The sequence below is a fragment of the Paenibacillus sp. FSL E2-0178 genome (assembly GCF_038593005.1).
GTDB lineage: Bacteria > Bacillota > Bacilli > Paenibacillales > Paenibacillaceae > Paenibacillus_AQ > Paenibacillus_AQ phytohabitans.
Genome location: NZ_CP151953.1, coordinates 2,716,155 through 2,739,579 on the forward strand (window position 1 = coordinate 2,716,155; position 23,425 = coordinate 2,739,579).

General features: G+C 53.1%; 20 protein-coding genes and 1 riboswitch. Of the genes, 5 read left to right on the top strand and 15 right to left on the bottom strand.

All coding sequences use genetic code 11. The features are described 5' to 3' along the window. Window positions 1-766: 766 nt before the first annotated feature. From spoVAE to MHI42_RS11930, 4 genes are all read right to left on the bottom strand, one after another. Window positions 767-1,117 carry a stage V sporulation protein AE gene (spoVAE, locus tag MHI42_RS11915; protein WP_042134802.1) on the bottom strand — a complete coding sequence of 117 codons (351 nt, stop codon included), beginning with the start codon at window positions 1,115-1,117 and terminating at the stop codon, window positions 767-769. Continuing rightward, on the bottom strand, window positions 1,114-2,148 hold the full coding sequence (gene spoVAD / locus MHI42_RS11920) for a stage V sporulation protein AD (RefSeq protein ID WP_342423896.1): 1,035 nt from the start codon (window positions 2,146-2,148) through the stop codon (window positions 1,114-1,116). The genes spoVAE and spoVAD overlap by 4 nt, the downstream gene beginning before the upstream one ends. A gap of 3 nt (window positions 2,149-2,151) precedes the next feature. Further along, window positions 2,152-2,649, bottom strand: a complete 498-nt coding sequence (gene spoVAC / locus MHI42_RS11925) for a stage V sporulation protein AC (RefSeq protein ID WP_342423897.1) — start codon at window positions 2,647-2,649, stop codon at window positions 2,152-2,154. Window positions 2,650-2,782: 133 nt separating this feature from the next. Beyond that, a complete protein-coding gene (locus tag MHI42_RS11930) occupies window positions 2,783-2,983 on the bottom strand; it encodes a hypothetical protein (RefSeq protein WP_342423898.1) in 201 nt (66 codons plus the stop codon). Between the two features lie 304 nt (window positions 2,984-3,287). On the opposite strand from MHI42_RS11930, the gene MHI42_RS11935 reads away from it, so the two are divergent. Beyond that, window positions 3,288-4,361, top strand: coding sequence for a M42 family metallopeptidase (locus MHI42_RS11935; protein ID WP_342423899.1), 1,074 nt, complete (start codon window positions 3,288-3,290; stop codon window positions 4,359-4,361). Between the two features lie 152 nt (window positions 4,362-4,513). Here the strand turns inward: MHI42_RS11935 and MHI42_RS11940 are convergent, their stop codons facing one another. From MHI42_RS11940 to MHI42_RS11975, 8 genes are all read right to left on the bottom strand, one after another. Further along, entirely contained in the window at window positions 4,514-5,659 is a 1,146-nt protein-coding gene (locus MHI42_RS11940; protein ID WP_342423900.1) for a mannitol-1-phosphate 5-dehydrogenase, read from the bottom strand. Further along, window positions 5,659-6,093: a PTS sugar transporter subunit IIA gene (locus tag MHI42_RS11945; protein ID WP_039308269.1), complete on the bottom strand. Its 435-nt coding sequence runs from the start codon at window positions 6,091-6,093 to the stop codon at window positions 5,659-5,661. Before MHI42_RS11945 ends, MHI42_RS11940 begins: the two co-directional genes overlap by 1 nt. A 21-nt stretch (window positions 6,094-6,114) precedes the next feature. Then, window positions 6,115-8,181, bottom strand: a complete 2,067-nt coding sequence (locus tag MHI42_RS11950) for a BglG family transcription antiterminator (RefSeq protein ID WP_342423901.1) — start codon at window positions 8,179-8,181, stop codon at window positions 6,115-6,117. Window positions 8,182-8,384: 203 nt separating this feature from the next. Continuing rightward, window positions 8,385-9,827, bottom strand: coding sequence for a PTS mannitol transporter subunit IICBA (locus MHI42_RS11955; RefSeq protein ID WP_342423902.1), 1,443 nt, complete (start codon window positions 9,825-9,827; stop codon window positions 8,385-8,387). Between the two features lie 650 nt (window positions 9,828-10,477). After that, on the bottom strand, window positions 10,478-11,341 hold the full coding sequence (locus tag MHI42_RS11960) for an aldo/keto reductase (protein ID WP_342423903.1): 864 nt from the start codon (window positions 11,339-11,341) through the stop codon (window positions 10,478-10,480). Window positions 11,342-11,464: 123 nt separating this feature from the next. Further along, window positions 11,465-11,779 (bottom strand): multidrug efflux SMR transporter, encoded by a 315-nt coding sequence (locus MHI42_RS11965; RefSeq protein ID WP_042134787.1) that lies wholly within the window; start codon window positions 11,777-11,779, stop codon window positions 11,465-11,467. Between the two features lies 1 nt (window position 11,780). Beyond that, window positions 11,781-12,146, bottom strand: coding sequence for a multidrug efflux SMR transporter (locus tag MHI42_RS11970; protein ID WP_342423904.1), 366 nt, complete (start codon window positions 12,144-12,146; stop codon window positions 11,781-11,783). A gap of 57 nt (window positions 12,147-12,203) precedes the next feature. After that, a riboswitch (guanidine-I (ykkC/yxkD leader) is annotated at window positions 12,204-12,316 on the bottom strand. Window positions 12,317-12,398: 82 nt separating this feature from the next. Continuing rightward, a complete protein-coding gene (locus MHI42_RS11975; protein ID WP_342423905.1) occupies window positions 12,399-14,681 on the bottom strand; it encodes a glycoside hydrolase family 3 C-terminal domain-containing protein in 2,283 nt (760 codons plus the stop codon). Window positions 14,682-14,801: 120 nt separating this feature from the next. Here MHI42_RS11975 and MHI42_RS11980 point away from each other — a divergent pair, with 120 nt between their 5' ends. Then, window positions 14,802-16,103, top strand: coding sequence for a helix-turn-helix domain-containing protein (locus MHI42_RS11980; RefSeq protein WP_342423906.1), 1,302 nt, complete (start codon window positions 14,802-14,804; stop codon window positions 16,101-16,103). Between the two features lie 148 nt (window positions 16,104-16,251). Next, window positions 16,252-16,656 carry a hypothetical protein gene (locus tag MHI42_RS11985; RefSeq protein WP_342423907.1) on the top strand — a complete coding sequence of 135 codons (405 nt, stop codon included), beginning with the start codon at window positions 16,252-16,254 and terminating at the stop codon, window positions 16,654-16,656. A gap of 106 nt (window positions 16,657-16,762) precedes the next feature. Here the strand turns inward: MHI42_RS11985 and MHI42_RS11990 are convergent, their stop codons facing one another. The 3 genes from MHI42_RS11990 to MHI42_RS12000 form a co-directional block, all read right to left on the bottom strand. After that, window positions 16,763-17,203: a DUF5680 domain-containing protein gene (locus MHI42_RS11990; protein WP_342423908.1), complete on the bottom strand. Its 441-nt coding sequence runs from the start codon at window positions 17,201-17,203 to the stop codon at window positions 16,763-16,765. A 518-nt stretch (window positions 17,204-17,721) separates the two neighbouring features. Then, window positions 17,722-20,544 carry a glycoside hydrolase family 3 C-terminal domain-containing protein gene (locus MHI42_RS11995; RefSeq protein WP_342423909.1) on the bottom strand — a complete coding sequence of 941 codons (2,823 nt, stop codon included), beginning with the start codon at window positions 20,542-20,544 and terminating at the stop codon, window positions 17,722-17,724. Window positions 20,545-20,724: 180 nt separating this feature from the next. Beyond that, complete coding sequence (locus MHI42_RS12000) at window positions 20,725-21,636, bottom strand: AraC family transcriptional regulator (RefSeq protein ID WP_342423910.1); 912 nt, start codon at window positions 21,634-21,636, stop codon at window positions 20,725-20,727. Window positions 21,637-21,772: 136 nt separating this feature from the next. On the opposite strand from MHI42_RS12000, the gene MHI42_RS12005 reads away from it, so the two are divergent. Both MHI42_RS12005 and MHI42_RS12010 read left to right on the top strand, forming a co-directional pair. Beyond that, complete coding sequence (locus MHI42_RS12005) at window positions 21,773-22,990, top strand: sugar efflux transporter (protein ID WP_342423911.1); 1,218 nt, start codon at window positions 21,773-21,775, stop codon at window positions 22,988-22,990. A gap of 14 nt (window positions 22,991-23,004) precedes the next feature. Continuing rightward, entirely contained in the window at window positions 23,005-23,424 is a 420-nt protein-coding gene (locus MHI42_RS12010; RefSeq protein ID WP_342423912.1) for a response regulator, read from the top strand. Window position 23,425: the final 1 nt, after the last annotated feature.

Here is a 23,425-nt window from a genome sequence, read left to right on the forward strand (position 1 = left end):
GCTAAATAGATAATGTTGTACTTTTTGCAGGATTTCTCGCGTCTAAAGGGGGCAAATCCGGTATTGTTGTACTTTCTGCAAGATTTCCGGCGGCTTGGCAGCTTCGAGCTCTGGATTGTTGTATTTTCTGCAGGATTTCTGCATTTCGGCAGAATTCATCCCAGCATTGTTGTAATTTGTGCAAGATTTCTGGAGTTTCACTGATTCTGCTCTGCTAGCCGGCCGGCTCAGATTACTTACAACCTCACATTTCCATACTTAGCCTACCTCAAGACCTTTCGGACGCACTCCTACCTCACATTCCTGCACTTAGCCTACCTCAAGACCATTCAAACACCTTCCCACTCACTCTCCCTCAAGCCCCTTCAAACGCACTCCTACCTCACATTCCTGCACTTAGCCTACCTCAAGACCTTTCGGACGCACTACCTAACCTCACATTCCTGCACTTAGCCTACCTCAAGCCCATCCAAACGCACTCCCACCTCACATACCAACACTTAGCCTACCTCAATTTCTCTCAAAGGTACCTCTACTTCCCGGAATATCAAAGCGACTCTCTCCCTGCCTTATTCCACCCACTCTCCACCGCCCACCGCAATCGCCTACAGCAAATTTATAGTTACTATCTTTGAAATCAGTTTGAATTTGCTCCGGTTTATAGGCTAATCCCAAAGTAAAAAGACCGCCAAAGGCGGCCTTCCTAATTTACTTAGTTTTATTTCACTTAGTTTTATTTCACTTAGTTCCACTAAGTTTTGTTACCCTAGCCCTTCGGCCGGACAACAAGTGCTGCCAGGAATGAGAAAACAATCGCGGAGGATATCCCCGCACTCGTTACGTCGAAGATCCCGGTGACCACCCCGACCCAGCCGTCGCGCTCCAGCTCTGTCAGCGCGCCATGGACCAGGGAATTCCCGAAGCTGGTAATGGGGACGCTCGCCCCCGCTCCGGCAAACTTCACCAGCGGATCATAAATTCCGAACGCATCGGCCACCGCACCGAGTACGACCAGCGTACTCATGGTATGGGCGGGCGTCAGCTTGAGCACATCGAACATCAGTTGCCCGATAACGCAAATGGCTCCCCCGACCAGAAAAGCCCACAAATAAATCATGCTCCTTCACCTCCGCTCTCCAGGGCTACCGCATGGGCTACGCACGGAATACTCTCCCCTTGCTGATAAGACAGCGGTGATAGCAGTGCTCCGGTCGCCACAATCAGCACCCGTTTCAATTCGCCCTTTTTCAACCGGCTCAGAATGTGCCCGTAGGTCACTACCGCAGAACAGCCGCAGCCGCTTCCTCCGGCAATGACATATTTCTGCTTGTCCAGGTCATAGATCATAAGACCACAGTCGTTAAAGACTGTCTGCTCCATGGGAATGCCCTCTTTGGCCAGCAGATCTTTGGCAATCGGCAGACCAACGGAAGCAAGGTCCCCCGTCACGATAAGATCGTAATGGCCGGGCGACAATCCCGTATCCCTGAAATGTGCTGTAATGGTATCAGCAGCGGCCGGTGCCATGGCGGTTCCCATATTGAACGGGTCCTTCAGGCCAAGGTCCATAATACGCCCAAGCGTCGCTGATACCACATAAGGGCCTTTTACAGTACCATCATTAACACCAATCACTGCACAGCCTGAGCCGGTAACGGTATATTGGGCCGTTGGGGGCTTCTGGGAGCCATATTCTGTAGGATAGCGGAATTGTTTCTCCACGGTACAGTTATGGCTTGATGTGCCGGCCAGTGCATACTTGCCGCCGCCGGAGTCGACAATCATGGAGGCGATAGCCAGACTCTCCATGGAGGTCGAGCAGGCGCCGAAGACGCCAAGATAAGGCACGCCGAGCTTCCGCGCGGCGAAGGAGCTGCTGATGATCTGGTTCATCAGATCACCGCCGACAAAAAACTCCAGCTTCTCCTGCTCCAGATTCGCGTTCATGAGCGCGAGCTTGGAAGCTTTTTCGAACAATGCTCGCTCTGCCTTCTCCCATGTCTTCTCACCCATTTCCAGTGAATCGTAGATAAAATCAAAGCTTGAAGCAAGCGGGCCCTCTCCCTCCTCCGGACCTACTACTGCGGAAGAGCCAAGAATGACCGGACGGTTGGTAAATTCCCAGGTCTGACTGCCGAGCTGCTTCATCGTTTAATGTGCACCTCCCCAGCCCATAACGGCATACACTACACCTACAACAAATGCGGCAACCACACCGAACACAATGACTGATCCGGCCAGCTTGAACATATTGCCGCCAACGCCGAGTACGAGCCCTTCAGCCCGGTGTTCAAGAGCAGCGGAGCACATACTGTTGGCGAACCCTGTGACGGGCACCGCTGAACCCGCACCGCACCACTGGGCCAGTTTGTCGTACACACCGAAGCTGGTGAGAATGACCGAGAGCAGAATCAGAATAGCAACTGTTGGACTGGCTGCTTCGCGGGAAGTCATGTCGAATATTGCCATGAATGCTTCCTGGATGCCTTGTCCAAGCACACAGATCAAACCGCCGGATAGGAAGGCTCGCACACAATTCTTGAATACAGGACGGGAGGGCACATAAGGCTTGGCCAATTCCTGATAATCCTGCGGGGTCAAAGTATCAAGCCGCAGCTTGACGCCTGATTTCTTTGTTTTCGCCGGCAATACAGACACCTCCTGTAGGATACGAAAGGGAGCGGGCAGCGGGATACGCATTTCCCGTCCCTCCGGGTTGTGCTTCAATACAATGTTTTTCCTTATTGTTCACTATAGGCGGCCCCGTTATGTCCCCTTAAGCTCAGGAAAAATAAAGCAGCACAACAATCAGCAGCATAAACAGCACCAGTATCAGTACGGCTTCATTGTCCCGCCGGTACCGGCGGGGGTACCGCTTGTGCAGCCCGCGGGCCTGCACCTTCCTGGGCACTCCCCGATTGCCTGCTGCGGCTACGCTTCCTGATAGCCACATTCTCCTCGCTTCCTTTCCCGGCTCCTGCATGCAGAGCCCTTACAACATAGTATTCGCCTCCCGGGTCACTGTGTTCATATGCCCTCCTGCCATGGACAATCGGCGTAACAATGTTCATACTGGGTAAGATGAACAAAAGAAAATAACCAAAAGCGAGAAGGAACTGCAATAACACCTGATCCTGACAAGTGGAAACGGCCTTGCCGTCCTTTTTAGGACGGTACCGTTTCAGCGAGAAAGATAAGGATAATTTATGCACGGAGCATATAAATTCTTATCTTTTATCGATAACTTAAGTTCATCCTATATAAGTGTAAAAAGGAGCGATATGTGTATGAATCCAGAAACACTCGATTTGTTCAAAACATTGACTGAATTCCCTTCAGCCCCCGGCTTCGAGCGTGAATTACGCGCTTATGTCAAAGAGGCGATGACGCTTTACACCGATGAATTCGTGCAGGACCGCCTGGGCAGCCTGTTCGGCGTGCTGCGCGGTGAGGCGAACGGCCCCAAGATCATGGTCGCCGGACATTTGGATGAAGTGGGATTCATGGTTACCGGCATCACTGACAACGGAATGATCCGTTTCACGCCGCTGGGCGGATGGCTTGCTTCGGCTGTGGCTTCGCAGCGGCTGCAGATTATTACCCCGAAAGGAACGCTGAATGGCGTTGTCGGCAGCACACCGATCCACTTGCTTAGCGCGGAGGAGCGGGGCAAGACCGGCGATATCGGCAAAATGTACATAGATATCGGTGCGGACAGCCGCGAGGAAGCGCAGAGCTTCGGCGTTGCTCCGGGGCAGCAGGTTGTGCCGGTCTGTCCGTTCACCCCGCTGGCCAATCCGAAGAAGATTATGGCTAAAGCCTGGGACAACCGCTATGGCGTAGGTCTGGCGATTGAATTAATGAAGGAATTACATGGCAAAAAATTACCGAATACCGTCTATTCCGGCGCCACCGTCCAGGAAGAAGTCGGACTGCGCGGTGCGCGGACCGCGGCCAATCTGCTTCAGCCGGATATTTTCTTCGGCCTGGATGCCAGTGCTGCTGCCGATATGACCGGCGACCGCCAGGCCTTCGGCCACCTGGGACAGGGCGTCCTGCTGCGTATCTTTGATCCTACGATGATTACGCATCGCGGGCTGATTGAGTACGTTCAGGATACGGCGGACACTCACCGGATTAAATACCAGTATTTCGTCGCCCAGGGGGGAACGGACGCTGGTCAGGTGCATGTCAGCGGTATCGGCATTCCTTCAGCGGTTATCGGGATCTGTTCACGCTATATCCATACGGCTACTTCCATTATTCATAGCGACGATTATGCAGCGGCCAAGGAGCTGCTGGTCAAGCTGGTTGAAGGCCTGGACCGCACTACACTGCAGACGATTCTGGAGAACAGCTAAGCAGAGCTTTAATTCGGCGGGTATGGTTATGCCAGCCTTACTACGGTGCCTCTCTTAAAAGGGGGCGCCGTATTTGTTATGCCGACATCATACGCACCGGAACGCAAAAAGCCGCAGGGATAGGTTGCCCCTGCGGCTGTACTTCTATAGATTTATTTCAGCTTCGCATATTGCTCCATCGCAGACTTATGAACCGGATGATCAGCAGCAATGCCGGTATATTTCGCCAGAGCAGCTTCTGCGCCTAGCTCGGCAATTGCTGCCTGCAGCTCGACCGCTTCCGGGTCATCACTCACATTGAACAGCAGTGCGCCGGCCATAGAGCGAGTCAGGGCAGCATAGCTGAGCTCTCTGTCGTATGCCTGCAGAGCAGGAGACACCAGACGGTCATTCGGCGACAGCTTGCGCAGCGGCGAACGCCCTACACGTGACACTTCATCGGTCAGCGCCGGGTTGCGGAAGCGCTCAAGGATTTTGTCGATATACTTGCTGTGTTCTGCCTGATCGAAGCCATGCTTCTGAATCAGCACCGCACCCGTTTCTTCCAGCACTTCACGGACCTGTGCAGTCAAAGCTTCATCCGCCATAGCCTGCTGGATGGTTTCGTACCCGCGCAGGAAGCCAAGATACGCTGCGGAGCAGTGTCCGGTATTCACGGTGAACAATTTACGCTCGATATAAGGCTCCAGGTTATCCACGTAATGCACACCTTCAACAGGTGTATAGCCCGGGATCATCTGGGAGGAATCTACCACCCACTCATAGAATGGCTCTACGACTACCTTCAGAATATCCTCATGCTGCTGCAGCGGAACAATCCGGTCCACAGCCGCGTTCGGGAAGGCTACGGACGCGTCCGCTTTGGCGCGGGCTGCTTCATCAAGCTTGGCATACACCAGCTCTTTGAGCTGAGCACTGCCGCCAATCGCGTTCTCGCAGGCAATCACATGCAGCGGTGCGGAAGAGATCGCTACCCGTCTGCTGATGCCATCAGCCAGAACACCCGCAATATGCTTCAGAATCGACACGCCGACAGCTGTGGTAACCAGATCGGCTTCAGCAATGGCTGCGGCAACTTCTTCACCGTGAGTTACGCTGCTGAGTGCAGTTACATTTTTGACGACTACCGTCTCCTGACCATCGCTGGCCAGCATTACCGGATACTCGCCGCGCTCCTGAAGCTGGGATACGAAAGCCTCATTTACATCCACGAAAGTTACTTCATACCCTGCCTGCGACAGCAGCAGTCCGATGAAACCTCTGCCGATGTTGCCCGCGCCGAAATGGACAGCCTTCATTATTCCATGCCTCCTTCGAAGATCGCGATCACATCAGCGGCCGTTGGAGCATTCATTACGCGCTCAATGGCATCATCTTCTGTGAAAATCATCGCCACGTTGGTCAGGACCTCCATATGCCCGTCGCCTGCGGCAGCAATACCGATCACGATGAATGCCGGCTCATCCCCGCCGAAATCCACACCGTCCGGAAAACGGATTACAGACAGTCCTGTGGATTTGATGAACGGCCGTGCTTCCTTGGTACCGTGGGGAATCGCCAGCCCTCCGCCCATATAGGTGGACACCACTTCCTCGCGCTCCAGCATCTTGGGAATATATTCCTCCGTTACATGTCCTGCATCGACAAGCAGCTTACCCGCCATAGTGATCGCTTCGTATTTATCTTTAGCGGCACCGTGCATAATTACTTTATTTTCTGACAGTATACTCATATGGTTTCTCTCACTTTCAAATTAAATTTTATTTTGGAAAAAATGAAGCAGCTCCGAGGACAGATATCCCCGGATCTCAGGCTCCGTACGCTCCTCCAGCAATTGTACCAGTTCGGAATTAAGCAGCAAAGCGCTGATCTCGCTGAGCACCTCCAGACTCTCCTTGGACAGTCTGCGCGGAGCCAGCATAAGCAGAATCACTCTAACCTCAGTGTCTCCCTCCAGAATCACAGGCTGGCGCAGCCGGTACAACGTAAGCGATGACAGATGAATATGGCTGCTTCGGGTGTGGAAAAGCGCCAGCCCCGTGTCCGGTATTACCTGACTGGTCATCCGCTCCCGCTCCAGCAGGCGCTCCAGGACAATGTCCGCATCCCCAATTACGCCGCTTCCATTCAGCATTGCCAGCATTTCCACCAGTGTTGCAGACAAATCCATATCCTTGTTGTCAATGGGATGGAACCGGAACCGCTCCAGCAGGCTGACCATTTCGTCAAGAATCCCCTTGTAGCTCTTCAGCCGCTCCAGTGAAGCCTCATCCCGCATAGTCCGGTCCTGCTCACCTAATGGGCCTGATTCCCGCTCACGCAGCGTTGTGTTCTGGATATAATTCAGTAGTTTCTCTATCTCTTCCCCTGTGAGCAGGGGGCTGATTTTGATATAACGTTCCTTATCAATCGGCAGATCAATGGTAGAAATAATCAGGTCATAGTCCACATCCGGCAGGCGTGCGGCTTCATACCAGGAAATATTGCCGAGAATCTCAATCTGCGGCATTTCTTTGGTCAGCCGGGTAGCCAGCAGACGGGAGGAGCTGAGTCCGCTGGCACAGACCAGAATGGCTCTGACATTACGCCTTAGCTGATTAAGCCGCTCGACGGAAGCCCCGAAATGCATCACCAGAAATCCGATTTCTTCATCCGGAATTTCAAGCTCAAGCTGCATATCCTCTACGGAGGCACGGACGATGTTGAACAGATACTCATAATCCCGGCGGATCGGTCCGAGCAGCGGATTGCGGATGCGTGTACCTTCACGAATCCGCTTCAAGGCGGGATCGATATGCTCCAGCAAGCCTTCGCGCAGGGAACGGTCACTCTGGAAAGGAAGCCCTGTCCGTTTGACCACACTCTCCGTCAGCTTATAGACGATCTCCATTAACTCGATATCACCGTAGGCAAAGCCGGCAGAAGAGAAAGAATCCTGCACCCGGTCGAATAATCCGGCGATATACAAGACCTCTACCCGAGGAATATCCATCCCAAGCGCCGCTCCGAGCTGCTGGACAAAGCTCTCGGCCCCGGCAATGTTGCGGTGATCTGACATTCTGGAATATCCCGCTTCTTCTCCGCTGTCAATGCTCCGGCCGATTTCGATCCGCCTGGTCGTCACGGCAAGACCCAGCAGCATTTCCATGTAGACAATTTCCGGAAGCTCAGCGGTCCATTTCCATTCCATATCCCACAGGGTATTCTCTACCTCCATGAGATTGGATTTCCCAACCGTAGACAGCAGAACACTGAAGACCGGGTTGCTCTCAGCCTGGGAGCCATGGCCAACCAGATCAGACAGATCCAGATGCTCGGCGGCCAGCCGGCCAATCGCCCGGCGCTTATCGATCTCACTGCCGGTGATTTCAACGCCGTAGCCTCTTCTGCGGACCAGCTCCAGGCCGAATTTACGGACCCATTGCTCCAGTTCATCCAGATCGTAGCTTACAGACGCGACTGTTACCTTAAGCGAATGGGCGAGCGTAAACAGCTTCACTGGCTCTTCCGCCTCCAGCAGGGCGCAGAGCTCAAACACCTTGCGGTCTTCTCCAGAATATTCCGCCGGCTTCTCTTCCCGCAAAAACAGGCGCAGCTCCGCAAGACCGGCCTCCGGGCCGTTCAATTGTATGCCTTTCCCCGATTTTTTGATCAGATTCACACCAAAATTCTTCAGCGCAGACTCTATGTCCTCCATCTCCCGGTGAACGGTTCTTACACTCACACCGGTAGCCTCAGCGATTTCAGCAGCCGTAATTTCTCCGCTGACTCCGAGCAGAAGCCATATAATCTGGCGCTGTCTGGCGGTAATTTTCCTCATATTCCGCGAACACCCTCCGCCCTACACCAAGTAGAAACGGCTATGCCGTCCTCTAAGGGACGGCATCCGTTTCAGCAAGAAATATAAGGTAAAGTATAGTGGAACATATACTTTCTTATATTTGGGAGACAAACGCTGGCTTTGGCGGCCAGCGTCTCCTTATTTGACATTACGCTTATTAATTTATCTTACACTTCTGCGTCTTACTTCAAACGTTCCACGAGCTCATCATATTTCGGGCTCTTCAGGAAGTTGTCGATCGAGATGTGCTCTGCGTTTGGATTCACGGCAATGGCACGGTCAGTAAGTGTCTTCTGCGTAACTACGATGTCGGCATCCGCAGGAATTTCACTGACAGCAGAGTTCACAACCGTAATGTTAACCCCTGCGCTTTGCAGTTTCTTGCGCAGGACGGAAGCGCCCATCGCACTGGAACCCATCCCTGCATCACAAGCGAAGACGATTTTGTTCACATTGGCTTTAGTGCGTACATTAGCAGCTATAGTAGTTGCAGTTGCCGCAGTTTGAGCTGCAGTTCCGGCAGATTTCATGTCTTTAACCTTGGCTGCTGCTTCCTCAATATCCATTTCTTCTTCGTCGTTCTTCTTAACAGTCTTCAGCAGCAGGGCCGCAAGAGCGAACGATACGACGGTTGCGACGATAACCCCGGCCAGCATTGGAAGATATCCGCCCTTAGGTGTCATCGCGAAGTATGCAAAGATACTGCCTGGAGAAGGAGAAGCTACAAGACCTGCACCCAGCATCTGGAAGGTGAATGTACCGGATACACCGCCACCGATAACGGCAAGGATCAGACGCGGATTCATCAGGATGTAAGGGAAGTAGATTTCATGAATACCGCCCAGGAAGTGAATGATGATTGCGCCCGGTGCGGAAGATTTAGCAGAGCCTTTACCAACCAGCCAGTAAGCAAGCAGGATACCAAGACCTGGACCAGGGTTCGATTCAAGCATGAATAGAATAGATTTGCCTACCCGTTGTGATTGTTCAAGCGCGATTGGTCCAAGTACACCATGGTTGATCGCATTGTTCAGGAACAATACTTTGGCTGGCTCAATGATAATATTGATGAGCGGCAGCAGATTATGATTTACCAGGAACTCAACACCATTGGACAAAATGTTGGTCAAGCCTTCAACCAGAGGTCCAATACCTTTAAGAGCTCCTACAGATAATACGCCACCGATAATACCGAGTGAGAAGTTATTAACGAGCATTTCGAAGCCGGCTTTGATTTTGCCGTCAACCGCTTTGTCAAATTGCTTCAATACCCAGCCAGCCAGCGGACCGACCAGCATAGCTCCAAGGAACATCGGAATAGATGATCCGACAATAACCCCCATGGTAACTACTGCCCCGATAACACCGCCGCGTTTGCCGTGAACCATCTGACCGCCGGTATATCCGATCAGCAGCGGAAGCAAATATTTGATCATTGGATCAACCAGAGCTGCTAGGCTTTCATTTGGATACCAGCCGGTTGGAATAAATAATGCTGTAATTAACCCCCATGCGATGAATGCGCCGATATTCGGCATAACCATACCGCTGAGCATGCGTCCGAATTGCTGGACTTTTACCCGTGCACCACCGGATGAAGTTTGCTGAGTTGCCGTTGTGGCCATTTAAAATGCCCCCCTAATTAATTGAATGAGACCCCTTCGTTTACTTCTTCGTGAAAGGTTATCTCCTATGAACACATCGTAAATCAAAGCGCTTTCTTTGTCACCAAATTGAAAACACGGTTTCGTCATGAATGTTGTTGACATCATTTAAGAGTTCCTGCCAAGGGGCTTAAGTACGGTGTTTTCACTACTCCGAATGACCTATAGCTGGCCTGTTAACAAGGCTACTCCGCTCTGTTGGCAAACTTTCTGTCCGCCGCATTCCCCTTTTAGGATGCACCCGATTAACGTTATTTATCATATCCGCCAGCCTTGCTGTACAAAATAACCGCATAAAGTTGCTGGATTGCCAGTTGCTACTTATGCTCCTCATTTCTTCCAGGGATACAAATTGTATTCGGTTTTTAGCATACATTTGGCCCGTTTACCCTTGCAGTAGCTCATTGTATTCGGTTTTTCGCATACATTCGGCCCGGTTATCTTTGCGGAATATCATGATTTCCTAATCAAACAAAAAAACTGCCCCCATTAAGAGGACAGCCTTGTCTTGTGATGCTTATCATGCTTATCATGTTTGTCATGTTTATCATGTTTATCATGTTTATCATGTTTGTCATCTTCTTCATGCTTATCATGCTTAGTTCACGTTCTCAAATCATATCCAGCGGAACCTTCCATGACGGCTGCGGAAAAGCATCGTCCAGCTGCCAAAGCTCATCTGACGTAAGCACAAGCTTGCCGGCGGCTGCATTCTCTTCCACATGCTGGCGGGTGCCCGCCTTGGGAATCGCCAGCACCTCTGCTTCACGGATGCTCCAGGCGAGCAGAATCTGCAGCGGAGTCGCTTCATGGTCCCGGGCAATCCTCTGCACGGTTTCATTCTCCGTCAATCCTTTTCTCAGCGTTCCCGCCTGGGCCAGCGGAGAATACGCCATTACCGGAATCTTGTGTCCGCTCAGCCATGGCAGCAGCTCATGCTCGATGCCTCTGGAGCCGAGATGGTAGAGCACCTGATTCACAGCGCAATGATTGCCGCCGGGAATACGCAGCAGCTCCTGCATGTCGGGTGTATCGAAATTGGAGACGCCCCAGCGGGCAATTTTGCCGGAAGCCACCAGTGCCTCCATTCCCTCTACAGTCTCCTCCAGCGGGATGGTCCCCCGCCAGTGAAGCAGGTACAGATCCAGATGGTCGGTGCCCAGCCGCTTCAGGCTTGCTTCACAGCTGCGGATTAGTGCGGATCCTGCAGCATTATGCGGATAGACCTTGGAGACCAGGAACACCTTGTCACGGATTCCCTGCACCACTTCACCGACAAGCTCCTCGGAACGGCCGTCTCCATACATTTCAGCAGTATCAATCAGATTCATTCCCAGCTCAACACCGTGGCGCAATGCAGCAATTTCTTCAGCCCGGTTTGCTGCATGCTCGCCCATGGTCCAGGTTCCCTGGCCCAGTCTGGGCAGCACAGCTCCGTCCGGCATAAGGATAGTATCAGATACAGGTTTGCTCATAATAATGGAAGTCTCCTTATAGGATGAATGGTGTGGCTTGCTACTTACTATACTTACCATATTAACCTTCCCGAAACATCCGGCAAGTGTCCAAATCATAAACTTTCAGCAGAGACGGCGGAATCAGCCGATCAGCTTCAGCCCGGCTACAGCTCCAAGAATCAGCACGATGCAGAAAATACGCCGCGGATCGCGGGCCTCACCATAGAACACCATACCCATAATCGCGGCTCCAGACGCGCCAATCCCTGTCCAGATCGCGTACGCTATGCCCATCGGCAGACTCTCCATCGCCAGTGACAGCAGCAGGAAGCTTGCACCAAAACCCAGGACAAGCAGACCAGCAGACTGCCAGTTGCGGTTCTTATGCAGCTTACCAATCATGGCCACCCCGAACATTTCACATAACCCGGCAGCAATCAACATTACCCATGCCATATTAATTCAGCTCCTTTGCTTGCTTATCCGCCCCATCCGCAGGCGTGGCCAGCTTCAGACCAACGACTCCGGCCAGCAGCACCAGTATCAGTACCAGCTTCAGCGGACGCAGTGGCTCTCCGAACAGGATTCCGCCAGCCAGAACGGTTCCCGCAGTCCCGAGCCCGACAAATACAGCGTAGACTGTACCGACCGGCAGCCTGCCGCTGGCCCATATGAGGGCGTAGAAGCTGACCAGTATTGCCACTATCGTTATCGCCCATTCCCAGGGGGCCACAGCGTGCTTCAGCCCGATTACCCATACCACTTCAAAGCAGGCGGCACCTGCAATCATTGCCCATGACTTGCTGTTGTTATTTTTGCTCATTTCTCTTCTGCCTCCTGAAAATAAAATAAGCCCGGAAGGTTATCGTCGTATGACGATACCTCCCGGGCTTTTATCCCTCCGTGTATACACGGCCATGGTTCACTCCGTGCGTTCCCCCTCGGACCAGACCAGCATTGTACAACAGCTGCGGAACCCTAGAGAACATATAAAGCATTATTAAGTTACATCGTATGTTAGCAAATTGCGCTGCGAAAAGCAACCCCTATATTCTTCCGGCACTGCTGCTGCGTCTTATTCCTGTCCGGCCAACACGTTCAATTCACGCAAATCCTCAGCCAGATCGGCTTCGGTATATTTGCCCTGGCCGAAGCCGATCAGTGCGCGCAGCGGCATGTATTTCATCATGGCCAGGAACATTTCAGGATTATCACCCATTGCATCCTCCATCCCGAAGATACTGCCGTAATTCTTGGCTTTGCCCTCAGTCAGCGGATTCGCCAGCAGATCACCAACCGTAGAGTTACGGTTGAACCTTACGGCCAGCTTCGTCGTCGATACTACCTCCAGCTCTGCGGTGAGGCGGATGTCCCGTGAGGATGAGCCTACGGCGATAGTGAACACTCCGCTCTCCACATGCCAGTCGGCCAGCTTCACATTGTAATAGGCAAAGGAGCGCTTGTTCAATGTAAAGGTTATCTCGCGCTCTTCCCCCGGCTGCAGTTCAATCTTGTCGAAGCCCTTCAGCTCCTGCAGCGGACGGATGACACTGCTCTCTACATCGCTGACATAGAGCTGTACGGTTTCTTTGCCTGCTCTGCTGCCGGTGTTCTTAACGGTCACCGATACCTGTACGGTGTCCGTATCCTTGATGCTGGTCTGATCCAGCGACAAATTGCTGTACTCGAATTCTGTATAGCTGAGCCCGAAGCCGAACGGGAACAGCGGCTCAATTTCTTTTTTATCATAATAACGGTAGCCTACAAACAAGCCTTCCTTGTACTCCACAGTATCGCCTTCCCCGGGGAAGTTCAGGAATGAAGGATTGTCGCTCAGCTTCTGCGGGAACGTCTCCGCCAGCTTGCCGCTTGGGCTTACTACCCCAAATAGCAGATCGGCCACCGCGCCGCCAAAAGCCTGCCCCCCGAGATATCCTTCCAGCACGGCCTTCGTCTGCGGCAGCCAAGGCATTTCTACAGGAGATCCGTTGCTGAGCACCACGATAATGTTACTCTGAACCTCAGCCACAGCATGGATCAGTGCCAGATGGCTCGCCGGAAGCGACAGATGGCTGCGGTCATATCCTTCCGATTCATAGCGGTCAGGCAATCCGAGGAACAGCACGGCAGCATCCGCCTTCCTTGCTGTATCCCGGGCTTCCTGCAGCAGCTCCTCATTAACCTCATCGCTGGCCAGCTCATATCCCTGTGCGTAGAGGAAGCTTGCCGCATCACCGGCAACCGCCTGCATCTCGATGAAAGCATCATCCAGCTTCGTCGGATTTACATGCGAGCTGCCGCCGCCCTGATAGCGCGGTGTCTTGGCGAATTCGCCGATAATTGCCATGGTACCACTCTTGGCGAGCGGCAGAACATTACCCTCGTTCTTCAGCAGCACCATGCTCTCCCGGGCCACCTCACGTGCCAGTGCATGATGTTTGTCCTGATCGAAGACGGCCTCTTCGTCCCGGCTGTCCGCACTCTTGAAGATAAAGGCCAGCATCCGCTCTACCGCAAGATCCAGAGTCTCTACGGACAGCTCCCCGTTATTCACTGCAGCTACGATCTTGGCGTCGCCTATGCCTCCGCTTGACGGCATTTCCAGCTCCAGACCCGCCTGCAGCGCCTTCACCCGCTCATTGACCGCACCCCAGTCGGACACAACAAAGCCTTCAAAGCCCCACTCGTCGCGAAGCACTTGCGTCAGCAGCTTGTGGCTCTCTGAAGCATACTCACCGTTCACCTGGTTATAGGAACACATTACGCTCCAAGGCTGGCTCTGCTTCACCGTGCCTTCGAAGCTGGCCAGATAGATCTCGCGCAGGGTCCGCTCATCAATAACGGCATCCACGGACATCCGGCGGTGTTCCTGATTATTGGCGGCAAAATGCTTCAGTGAAGTGCCGACCCCCTGGCTCTGCACTCCCTTCACATGATGCGCGGCCATCTCCGAAGCCAAATAAGGATCTTCCGAGAAATATTCAAAGTTCCGGCCATTCAGCGGTGAACGCTTGATATTATTGCCTGGCCCGAGCAGAACAGCGACATTCTCGACCTGACATTCTGCCCCCAATGCCTCGCCTACCCGGGCAATCAGCTTACGGTCCCAGGAAGAAGCCAGACCCGCCGCTGACGGAAAACAAGTCGCCGGTACGCTGTTATGCAGGCCCAGATGGTCCGCACTTCCCTGCTGCTTGCGGAGACCATGAGGCCCATCCGTTACCATCAGTGAAGGAATGCCCAGCCGTTCAATGCCTTTGGTATTCCAGAAATTCAGTCCGGAGCAAAGTCCGGCTTTCTCTTCAAGTGTCATTTGTGAAATAAGCTGCCGGATATCCGCTGCTGTTGCCGTTGCCATAGTGTAGCCCTCCTAAGAATACGTTTTCTTTTCTTTATTTTATACGACTTGTTCCGACATTTATGGCATTTTAATTGGATTTTTGGTAATTTGGTTATATAAGAAAAGGAAGTGTTGGTTATGCCCGGTGAAATGGAAGAACGCGAAGGAATAGAATATATCTGCAAGCTGATATATGAGGCTTACCGGGTTCCGGTCATGTGGCTGGATGCCGCAGACACTCCCCGGCTGACCCTGCCTCCGGCATTCGAATGCCGCCCGTCCGTCCAGTGGGCTCACTCCCTGCTTCACGAGGTCATGGATATTGCCCGCAGGAGCAGTCCTGCGGCAACAGCTGCCGGGAAGGCCGCCCGCACGACTGCTCCGCCGTATCTGCATACCACCGGCTTCCTGGAGAATTTCATCATTCTCCAGTTGCCTGAAGCCGCACGCACCGGTGGGGCCATCGTCATCGGTCCGGTGCTAAGCGCACCGGTCACCGGAGATAACGCGGCCAGCCTGATGCGCGATTACAGCATTCCTCCGGGGCAACAGGAAGGCTGGCTGCAGTATTACCGCAGCTTGCCTGTGCTCAGCCGGATGCGCTGGTATCATGCCGCGCTGCTGCTCTACACCCTCGCCACCGGTGAGGCATTGTCCATTACGGAGCTGCTGCTGGCTGCGGGCAAGGCGGATCAGTCTGGCCCTCAGCCGGATGACAGCCCGGATCTGGACCTGTCCTACCGCCGCGAGAACACCTGGCTGCACCATGATCCGATGCTGGAGCGGGAGATGTTCCGCCATATCAGGAACGGGGACAAGGCAGGGCTGCTGCGGACCCAGGCTTCTTTTTCGGAAGAGAGCTACGGACGGTTGTCGAAGAAAAGCCAGCTGCGCAGCAAAAAAAATCTGGCCGTCTCCTCCATTACACTGGCGACACGCGCAGCGATTGAAGGCGGGCTGTTCTGGGAGATTGCCTATACCCTCAGCGACTTTCATATCCAGCATATTGAAGAGCTTCACGATATTCCGGCCGTGGACCGCGCCCAGCTTGCCGCTCTCTGTGACTTCGCCGACCAGGTGCTGGACAGCCGCAGTTCGAAGCTCTCCCGTATCTCCGCGCTGTGCCAGAATTATATATACAATCATTTATATGAAGAGATTCCGCTCAGCAGGCTGGCCGAATTCACCGGACTGAACGCCAGTTATCTGTCCCAGCTGTTCAAGCAAGAGACCGGAACCGCCATCAGCGATTATATCCGGCAGGAGCGGATCGAAGAAGCCAAACGGCTGATGGAGCTGCCCGGCATTACGCTGTCGGACATCGCCTCCCGTCTGCATTTCAACGACCAGAGTTATTTCACCAAAGTGTTCAAGAAATACACGGGCCTCACTCCCGGACAATACAAGCAGGATTCAGAGCGGTTCTCCCGCTTCACCTGAGCAGACAGCTGAAATAAGCTTCTGATTATTCCGAGTTATTCCGCGCCTGCGCTCTGCCTTTCCGTACAATCACAGCATAGATTTGCAAAATTATGGTATGATCCGGTTAAGGACGCTTTTATACTTTCTTACAAAGGAGCGATTCAGCATGATCGGTAGCATTGTATTTGTTGGAGTAGTTGTATATGTCGCTGTGCTGGGGATTAATCACAGTAATCGTCTTCAACGCAAGAACAGGCATTACGGGCACAGAAATAATTCCGCTGATAATTATTTCTTTCCGGGGCCAGATCTGAACAACTCTGCCGGGGACAGCCGCAGCGATGATCACCGTCACAATGACGGGCACAGCGGAGCCAGCCATCACCACGGGCATCACAACCACAGCCATGGCGGCAGCAGCTGGGATAGCGGCAGCCACCATCACGGCGGCCACGGCGGCTGGGACAGCGGCGGTCATGGAGGACATGGCGGCGGTGGCGGTGATTTCGGTGGTGGTGGTGGCGATTCCGGCGGTGGCGGGGATTCCGGCGGTGGGGGCGGCGGCGATTGACCGAATAACAGAGCCTCCTATAAGCCATGAATGGGCTGCTTGGGAGGCTTTTTGTGTTGAGCATGATTGTTCAGCGGGAGTTTGGCAGGAAAGGACGTTCCGCGTGCTACTCCTTAATTACACCGCCATGAAACATACATTCATAGACCATTGTATCTCCGGCCCAAATCACCTCTGACCCGTTGAACCAGGAGAAGTCCCCGTCTACTGAGCATTTATAGATGAGATGGCCATCCGTATAATACTCCGGCCCGCGGAAGGGTTTATCCTCAGGCACCAGCAGCAGGGCGGCTTTCAGGAAGTCACCGCTGAAGCCTTCCGCGGTCACACGCCCGGCGTAATTCATCGCCCACAGCGGCTGGTCATCCTCCCACAAGGCTTCCTCTCCGGCAAACTTCTCCGAACCGAGGTAGGTGTCTATGTATTTCAAGTTCCCGCGCACAAATTCCAGATCATGAGACGCCGGCCGGGACGGGATTAACTCCGGACCCTTACCTGCATAAGTTGCTTGCTTGGCCTCTATCAGAAACTTAATCTTATCCATCATAACTATCATCCTCCCGGAAGCTTGTTACATCTTCCACACATAATAGAACATACGTTCCGAATTGGCAGTGACTTATCTCCTAATATATGTATCTAAATTGGGGGGACTTAAAAATATACCGGGCATGAGTGACAGGCCACTGGGAAGCAAGGTGTACTTGAGCTGGCACTGCGGAGTGCATAGCGGATAGTTGTATTTCGTACAGCTAAAAACCGGCGAATAACCGCATGAGCAGGGATAACTGTATTCTGTACAACTAAAAAAGGGGAAAGTGTCCTTTTATGGCATAGGAGAGTTAAATAAGTGTACAGAGTGCAATTAAACCTCCGCCTGCACAAAAATAGCCTACTTTAGTTGTACAAAGTACAGTTATCCCATGAACAGGTGTACCCTAAGGAAGGAATTACTATCCAATCCAATTAAAAAGCCCCCGAACTGCACGAAGGCAATTCAGAAGCTTTTTGGACATCACATATAATAGTTAGCTTAAGCTGTAATAATCTGCTAAGTCCTGCCTTTTACAAAGTAAACTGAAAGCGGCTGAGCAATACCTCACCAGTGAATACCAGATACACATCGTCGGTTCCGGCATCTACACCCGCAATCGCGGACTGGCTATGCCATTTCTGGGCTTCGCCTGCCGGGATCTCCAGCGTTGCTGCCAGCTTACCTGAAGGGCTTCCGGTTCTGACTTCAATGCTGCCGCCCTTCACGGAAGATACGAGCACTTCGACACCAGCTGCGCCTTTGGCAAACTGTACATTATTGAAGGCAATCCAGGCCCCATCCTTCACCGGATGTACCGAAGCTCCGCCTGCCTTGCATTCATCCAGGAATACCGCTTCATAATCATCGTAGTTCTCGGCTTTGACGGCTGTGTACAGGTTACGCGCCGGTACAGTGTCGCCGTGTACTCTTATCTTGGCCGACAGCTTGATGTCACCGGAGGAACGGCCCACAAGAATGTTGTATTCTCCGTCTTCTACACAGTATTGCTCACGGCTTACATCCCAGAAGGCGAGATCAGACACCGGCAGAGTAAAGGCTACGGTCTGCGATTGTCCTGCGGCCAGATGGATTTTGTCGAAACCCTTCAGCTGCTTGAGCGGGCGTCTGATCCGGGTCGACAAGGACTGCACATACACCTGAACCACTTCAGCGCCGTCTACGCTTCCGCTGTTCTCCAGCTCTACCGTCAGGCTGATCGTGCCGTCCTCCTGCACTTCTTCCGCTTCCAGCTTCAGCTTGTTGTAAGACACCTGTGCATAGCTCAGACCATGGCCGAACGGATACAATGGCTCCCCGTCGAAGTACAAGTACGTTCTTTTGCCTTTGATGATGTCGTAGTCCATGAATTCCGGAAGCTGATCCACAGAGCGGTACCAGGTCATATTCAGTCTGCCGGACGGGCTGTAATCGCCGAACAGGACATCTGCCACCGCATTGCCGAGCTCTTGCCCGCTATGGGAGGTGTACAGCACCGCCGGGATATGTTCATCGATCCAGGTGGAAGAGATCGGGTAGCTGCCGACAATCACAACTACTGTATTCGTATTGGCGGCATAGACGGCCTTAACCAGGTTCTCCTGTTCTACGGGCAGCACGATATCCGGCCGGTCGATCTCTTCCTTCCCGTTCAGCAGCGGGTGGTTGCCGACGAATACGACTGCAACCTCGGCGGCTTTGGCCGCTTCTACCGCAGCTTCTACGCCGTTCACTACAACGTTCTTATGGAATAACTCAGCTGCGGCAGATGTTTCTTCTTCAGCTGCGCAAATGGTTCCGTCCTCACCACTAATAAACAGCGGCTTGTTATTCCAGGTCCGCAGCGATACCAAATCTCCCGCTTCCGCCACCAGATTCAGCGATTCCTTCACATACCAGCCGTAGATCTCATCAGCGGAAGCTGTCAGTATACCGGCATCCGTCAGAGTGACATATTGGCCCCGGCTTGTGGCCTCCAGGGTATTAGCGCTCCAGCCCCAAGCGGTATGGCGGAACAATTCTCCGCGCTCCGGCTTGTCATGCAGCACAGCCAATCGTCCATCTTCGCCGGTGATGCCCACCGTCCGGCCGCTGGCCGCAGAGGTTAAGAGGATCCGGTCATCGCCGCTCTCGAAGGAGACCTGCTTGCCTGCCAGCTTCTTGGTCACTCCCTGCAGAGGTGTCACCGCATAAGGCAGTGTGCCGGAATACCAGTCTCTGAAGGCTTCGTCCCCAAGCGGGCCGATGACCGCTACCTTGGACAGCGCGGATGCACTCAGCGGGAGCGCTGCGTTGTCATTCTTCAGCAGGACAATGGATTCCTTGGCCGCTTCAAGAGACAAGTCGCTATGCGCTTTACTGAGAATGACGGAATCATCAATTGCCGCATAAGGATTACCTTCCTCCGGATCGAACTCACCCAGCCGGAAGCGGATGCGGAAGGTGTTCGCCAGCGCGCGGTCCAGATCCTCCTCGGTCAGCAGGCCTTCACGAATCGCCTCATGGATGACTTTAATGGTCTCCTCCGTCTCTTCGGTTACACTGTCAATCCCGTTCTTGATCGACTCGGCCATCGACTGGGCGAATGAATCGTAATACTTATGGTCCTTTACAATCCCGAACAGGTCCCCGGCATCGCTTACAATGAACCCGTCCATTTCCCATTCACCCTTCACAATCTCCATCACGGCCGGGTGCAGGATAACCGGTACGCCATTCACGGAGTTGTAGGCGGTCATCATGGATTGTGCTCCGCCTTCCTTGAAGGCCGGCTTGAAGGCTTCCAGATAATATTCACGCATGTTCCGCGGATCAATGCTGGATGAAGCCACACCGCGGTCAATTTCATTGTTGTTGCCGAGGAAATGCTTAAGGGTTGCTACCGCTTTCAAATACACCGGATGATCGCCCTGGATGCCTTTGACAAGTGCGGTGCTCAGCTGGCCCGTCAGCTCAGGATCTTCCCCGTAGGCTTCTTCTGTTCTGCCCCAGCGCGGGTCCCGCTCCATGTCCACGGTCGGTGCCCATAGGGTCAGGCCGTTAACGGTTGGATTCTTCCGGTAGAACGCTCTCGCCTCATCGCCGATCGCTGAACCGATCCGCTGCAGCAGCTCCGGGTTCCAGGTGCAGGCCAGTCCGCTTGGCTGCGGGAATGAGGTTGCTTTGCCCAGCCACGAAATCCCGTGCGCCCCTTCTGTACCATGCTTGTAACCGCCTACACCAAGACGGTCAATCGCCGCCTGATATTGCGGCATCAGACTTACCTTCTCCTCCAGCGTCAGCCGGGAGAGCAGATCCTGAACACGTTCATTCAGCTGTACTTCAATTTGCCTAAACGGATATGTAGCTGTTTCCATGGATAATCGCTCCTTTAATCTTTATGACAACGGTTTCATTACATCCAAAGCCAGGCGTTCACATTCCTCCGCACAGCCCGGTTGTTCTATCCTTCCTCATCATAAAAGATTAGCGCTTACAGCAACACCTGAACAATTAACATAAAAATCAGTTCATAATTAGAGAATCATCAGCTGAAATCAGGAGTTGCCGGGCTGCGGGGGATCTCCGTGCGGATAATGAAACCTCAGCGCATCAGCCGACAATCCGGTAAATTTAAGGTCTCCGCTCGTAATTACATAATCCCCTTCCGGCTTGTTCTCCAGCGGCCGCTTGCGGATCTCTTTGGGGGAGATGCCGTACCTGGCCTTGAATACTTTGTGGAAATAAGAATAGGTCGCGAAGCCGCAGGCATTCGCAATATTCTCCAGACTGAAGTCGGTATAGCGGATACGCTCCAGGGCGTTCGACAGCCGGATTTCCTGCGTATATTGAATGATAGTATATCCCGACAGCTCTTTGAAAAGATGCACCGCACGCGACACGCTGAGTCCGGCATGATCCGCTACATCCTCTACCCGCAGCGGACTAAGCGCATGCTCGTTAATGTAGCGGCGCATTCTCATCACCATTTCATTGGACCGCTTCGGCGCATCCTCAACAGAGACGGCTTCCACCGACAAGCGGTCAAGCGACAGGCAGAGCGCGCAGAGCAAATGGCGGATCAGCTCGGGGCTGTCCTGGACGATCCGGTGCTGCTCCATGCTGAGCTGCTGCCACAGGGACAGCATGCCGGCATCCAGATGGATCCGCTGATGCAGCAGACGGGGCCGCGATTCCCACCACTGCTGAATCCACGAGCCTTCACAGAGCAGGTAATAATCGCCGCTCTCAATCCTTCCGTCCATTTCCTCCACCACCAGATGATAGGGCTCCCCGGGCTGGTAGATGAGCAAATCGCCGGGTTGAATTCTTGTCATTCTCCCGTTGACCAGCGCCTTGCAGCTGCCTACCACCTGCAGCCGGAAGAGGAAGAACGGCGGGGGAGTGAAGGAGGTTTTGAAGGGCAGCGTATGAAAAGAATACGCGCAGGCATGCAGTCTCACGTCCACAATCGTCACCATCCCAGCCAAATAGTATATTTTTATGATCAGATAAAACATTCAATATTCCCAAATAATTAATTATACTATAACCAAATCAAAGATAAGTCTGCAAGCTTATGCCGAAAGGAACTTCACTGCCTCTATGTTGAAAAGAACCTATGCCCTGCTTCTGATTCCAACCTATCCGATATTCATGCTCTGCATGCTGCTGCAGGGAATGGCCATCTCGATCAGTGCCCCATTCCTGGCTGTCTACTTCACGGAAGAGCTTGGCGTATCCGCCGGAACCTTCGGAATCTTCACTGCCGTGACGCTCATCAGCGGTGTCGCTATAAGTATGTTAATTGCCAAACGCTCGGATACCGGCCTGAGCCGCCGCAAGCTTATGGTCATCTGCATGACGTTTAATGCCATCGCTTTTGCCGGATATATATTTATCCATGACTTCTATCCGCTGCTGATCTATATGACTGTGTTCACCGCAGCCGGCGCTCCGGCGATGCCGCAATTATTCGCTAGTAGCAGGGAAGCTGTGAACGCCAGCGCGTCCGCTGACCATGCCTTTGCCAATTCTACCTTACGCTCTATGTTCTCGCTCGGATTCATTAGCGGTCCGCTGGCAGGAGCCGTCCTGCTGGGCCATTTCGGATATCAGGGTGTGTTCCTGTCTACCACCATAATTTTCTTACTTAATGCACTGCTTGTATTTAGTTTCGTACGTTCCTCCGCAGCCGCAGCCGTCAGACAGGTCAGCAAAAGTGGACACAAGCCGGTACGGCTGCACCGGAATACCCGGGTGCTGGTGCCTTTTCTCGTCCTGACCCTGCTCTATGCCGGACACTGGGCCAATAACCTGAACATTTCACTCTTCATCATCAATACGCTTGGAGGCAATACGCAGAATGTGGCTTCGGTTGCGAGTATCTGCGCACTGCTGGAAATTCCGTTCATGTTCATGCTTGGCTTGTTATCCGCCAAATATTCTAACAAGCTGCTGATGGGCTGGGGAATCATGCTCGGTGCACTCTATTACCTGCTGGTGCTTGGAGCTGGAGAGCTGTGGCAGCTCATTGCCGGACAGGTGCTGCTGGCTTTCTTCGTAGCCGTAATCTCAGCGATTGGAATCAGTTATATCCAGGACCTGCTGCCGGACCTCCCGGGCTACGCATCAACGCTGTATACCAATGCTACAACGATCGGCAGACTGACCGGAAGCCTGGCAGGCGGAGCAGCCGCACAGTGGGTCGGCTACCGGCATTCTTACTGGCTGTGCCTGATCCTTATTGTAGGTTCACTGGGACTGCTGCTCTGGCCGCAGCGTTCCCCGGAAGAGAAGATTACCCATCAAATGGCATCCTGACAGGAGGCATTCCTATGCAAATACTACTCATTGACGATAACCCTCATGTACGTGATCGCCTGAAGCACATGCTGGAGCAGCTCTTCCCCGAAGCGGCGGATATTCTGGAATCCGGCTGCGAGCCTTCTGCCCTGCGGCTTATTCAGAAGCATAGACCTGAACTCATTATTACAGATGCCAGACTGCTGCTGCTGAGCGAAGCCATGCCGCTGGACCAGTGGTATGATCAGCAGACAAACGGCAGAATCATCGTCACCAGCAGCCATGAATTTGTCCTGAAGGCCTTCTGCCAGGGCGGCATTGATTCTCTGCTAAAGCCCATTGAACTTGGTGCGCTGGAAGAGGTGCTGCTTGGATCAGCAGGCATGAGCGGCGGTTATGATCATCCCTATCTCGAACAAGCGGAGCTCCAGCGCTCAGACCAGATGATATGAC

What these genes read in the sequence shown, in the direction of transcription:
- MHI42_RS11930 (WP_342423898.1), bottom strand. Translation starts at nt 2,983, where the DNA reads ATGCAGGAGCCGGGAAAGGAAGCGAGGAGAATGTGGCTATCAGGAAGC.
- MHI42_RS11995 (WP_342423909.1), bottom strand. Translation starts at nt 20,544, where the DNA reads ATGGAAACAGCTACATATCCGTTTAGGCAAATTGAAGTACAGCTGAAT.
- MHI42_RS12005 (WP_342423911.1), top strand. Translation starts at nt 21,773, where the DNA reads ATGTTGAAAAGAACCTATGCCCTGCTTCTGATTCCAACCTATCCGATA.
- MHI42_RS11985 (WP_342423907.1), top strand. Translation starts at nt 16,252, where the DNA reads ATGATCGGTAGCATTGTATTTGTTGGAGTAGTTGTATATGTCGCTGTG.
- MHI42_RS11955 (WP_342423902.1), bottom strand. Translation starts at nt 9,827, where the DNA reads ATGGCCACAACGGCAACTCAGCAAACTTCATCCGGTGGTGCACGGGTA.
- MHI42_RS11935 (WP_342423899.1), top strand. Translation starts at nt 3,288, where the DNA reads ATGAATCCAGAAACACTCGATTTGTTCAAAACATTGACTGAATTCCCT.
- MHI42_RS11945 (WP_039308269.1), bottom strand. Translation starts at nt 6,093, where the DNA reads ATGAGTATACTGTCAGAAAATAAAGTAATTATGCACGGTGCCGCTAAA.
- spoVAE (WP_042134802.1), bottom strand. Translation starts at nt 1,117, where the DNA reads ATGATTTATTTGTGGGCTTTTCTGGTCGGGGGAGCCATTTGCGTTATC.
- MHI42_RS11965 (WP_042134787.1), bottom strand. Translation starts at nt 11,779, where the DNA reads ATGGCATGGGTAATGTTGATTGCTGCCGGGTTATGTGAAATGTTCGGG.
- MHI42_RS12010 (WP_342423912.1), top strand. Translation starts at nt 23,005, where the DNA reads ATGCAAATACTACTCATTGACGATAACCCTCATGTACGTGATCGCCTG.
- MHI42_RS11960 (WP_342423903.1), bottom strand. Translation starts at nt 11,341, where the DNA reads ATGAGCAAACCTGTATCTGATACTATCCTTATGCCGGACGGAGCTGTG.
- MHI42_RS11990 (WP_342423908.1), bottom strand. Translation starts at nt 17,203, where the DNA reads ATGATGGATAAGATTAAGTTTCTGATAGAGGCCAAGCAAGCAACTTAT.
- MHI42_RS11975 (WP_342423905.1), bottom strand. Translation starts at nt 14,681, where the DNA reads ATGGCAACGGCAACAGCAGCGGATATCCGGCAGCTTATTTCACAAATG.
- MHI42_RS11950 (WP_342423901.1), bottom strand. Translation starts at nt 8,181, where the DNA reads ATGAGGAAAATTACCGCCAGACAGCGCCAGATTATATGGCTTCTGCTC.
- spoVAD (WP_342423896.1), bottom strand. Translation starts at nt 2,148, where the DNA reads ATGAAGCAGCTCGGCAGTCAGACCTGGGAATTTACCAACCGTCCGGTC.
- MHI42_RS11970 (WP_342423904.1), bottom strand. Translation starts at nt 12,146, where the DNA reads ATGAGCAAAAATAACAACAGCAAGTCATGGGCAATGATTGCAGGTGCC.
- MHI42_RS11980 (WP_342423906.1), top strand. Translation starts at nt 14,802, where the DNA reads ATGCCCGGTGAAATGGAAGAACGCGAAGGAATAGAATATATCTGCAAG.
- MHI42_RS11940 (WP_342423900.1), bottom strand. Translation starts at nt 5,659, where the DNA reads ATGAAGGCTGTCCATTTCGGCGCGGGCAACATCGGCAGAGGTTTCATC.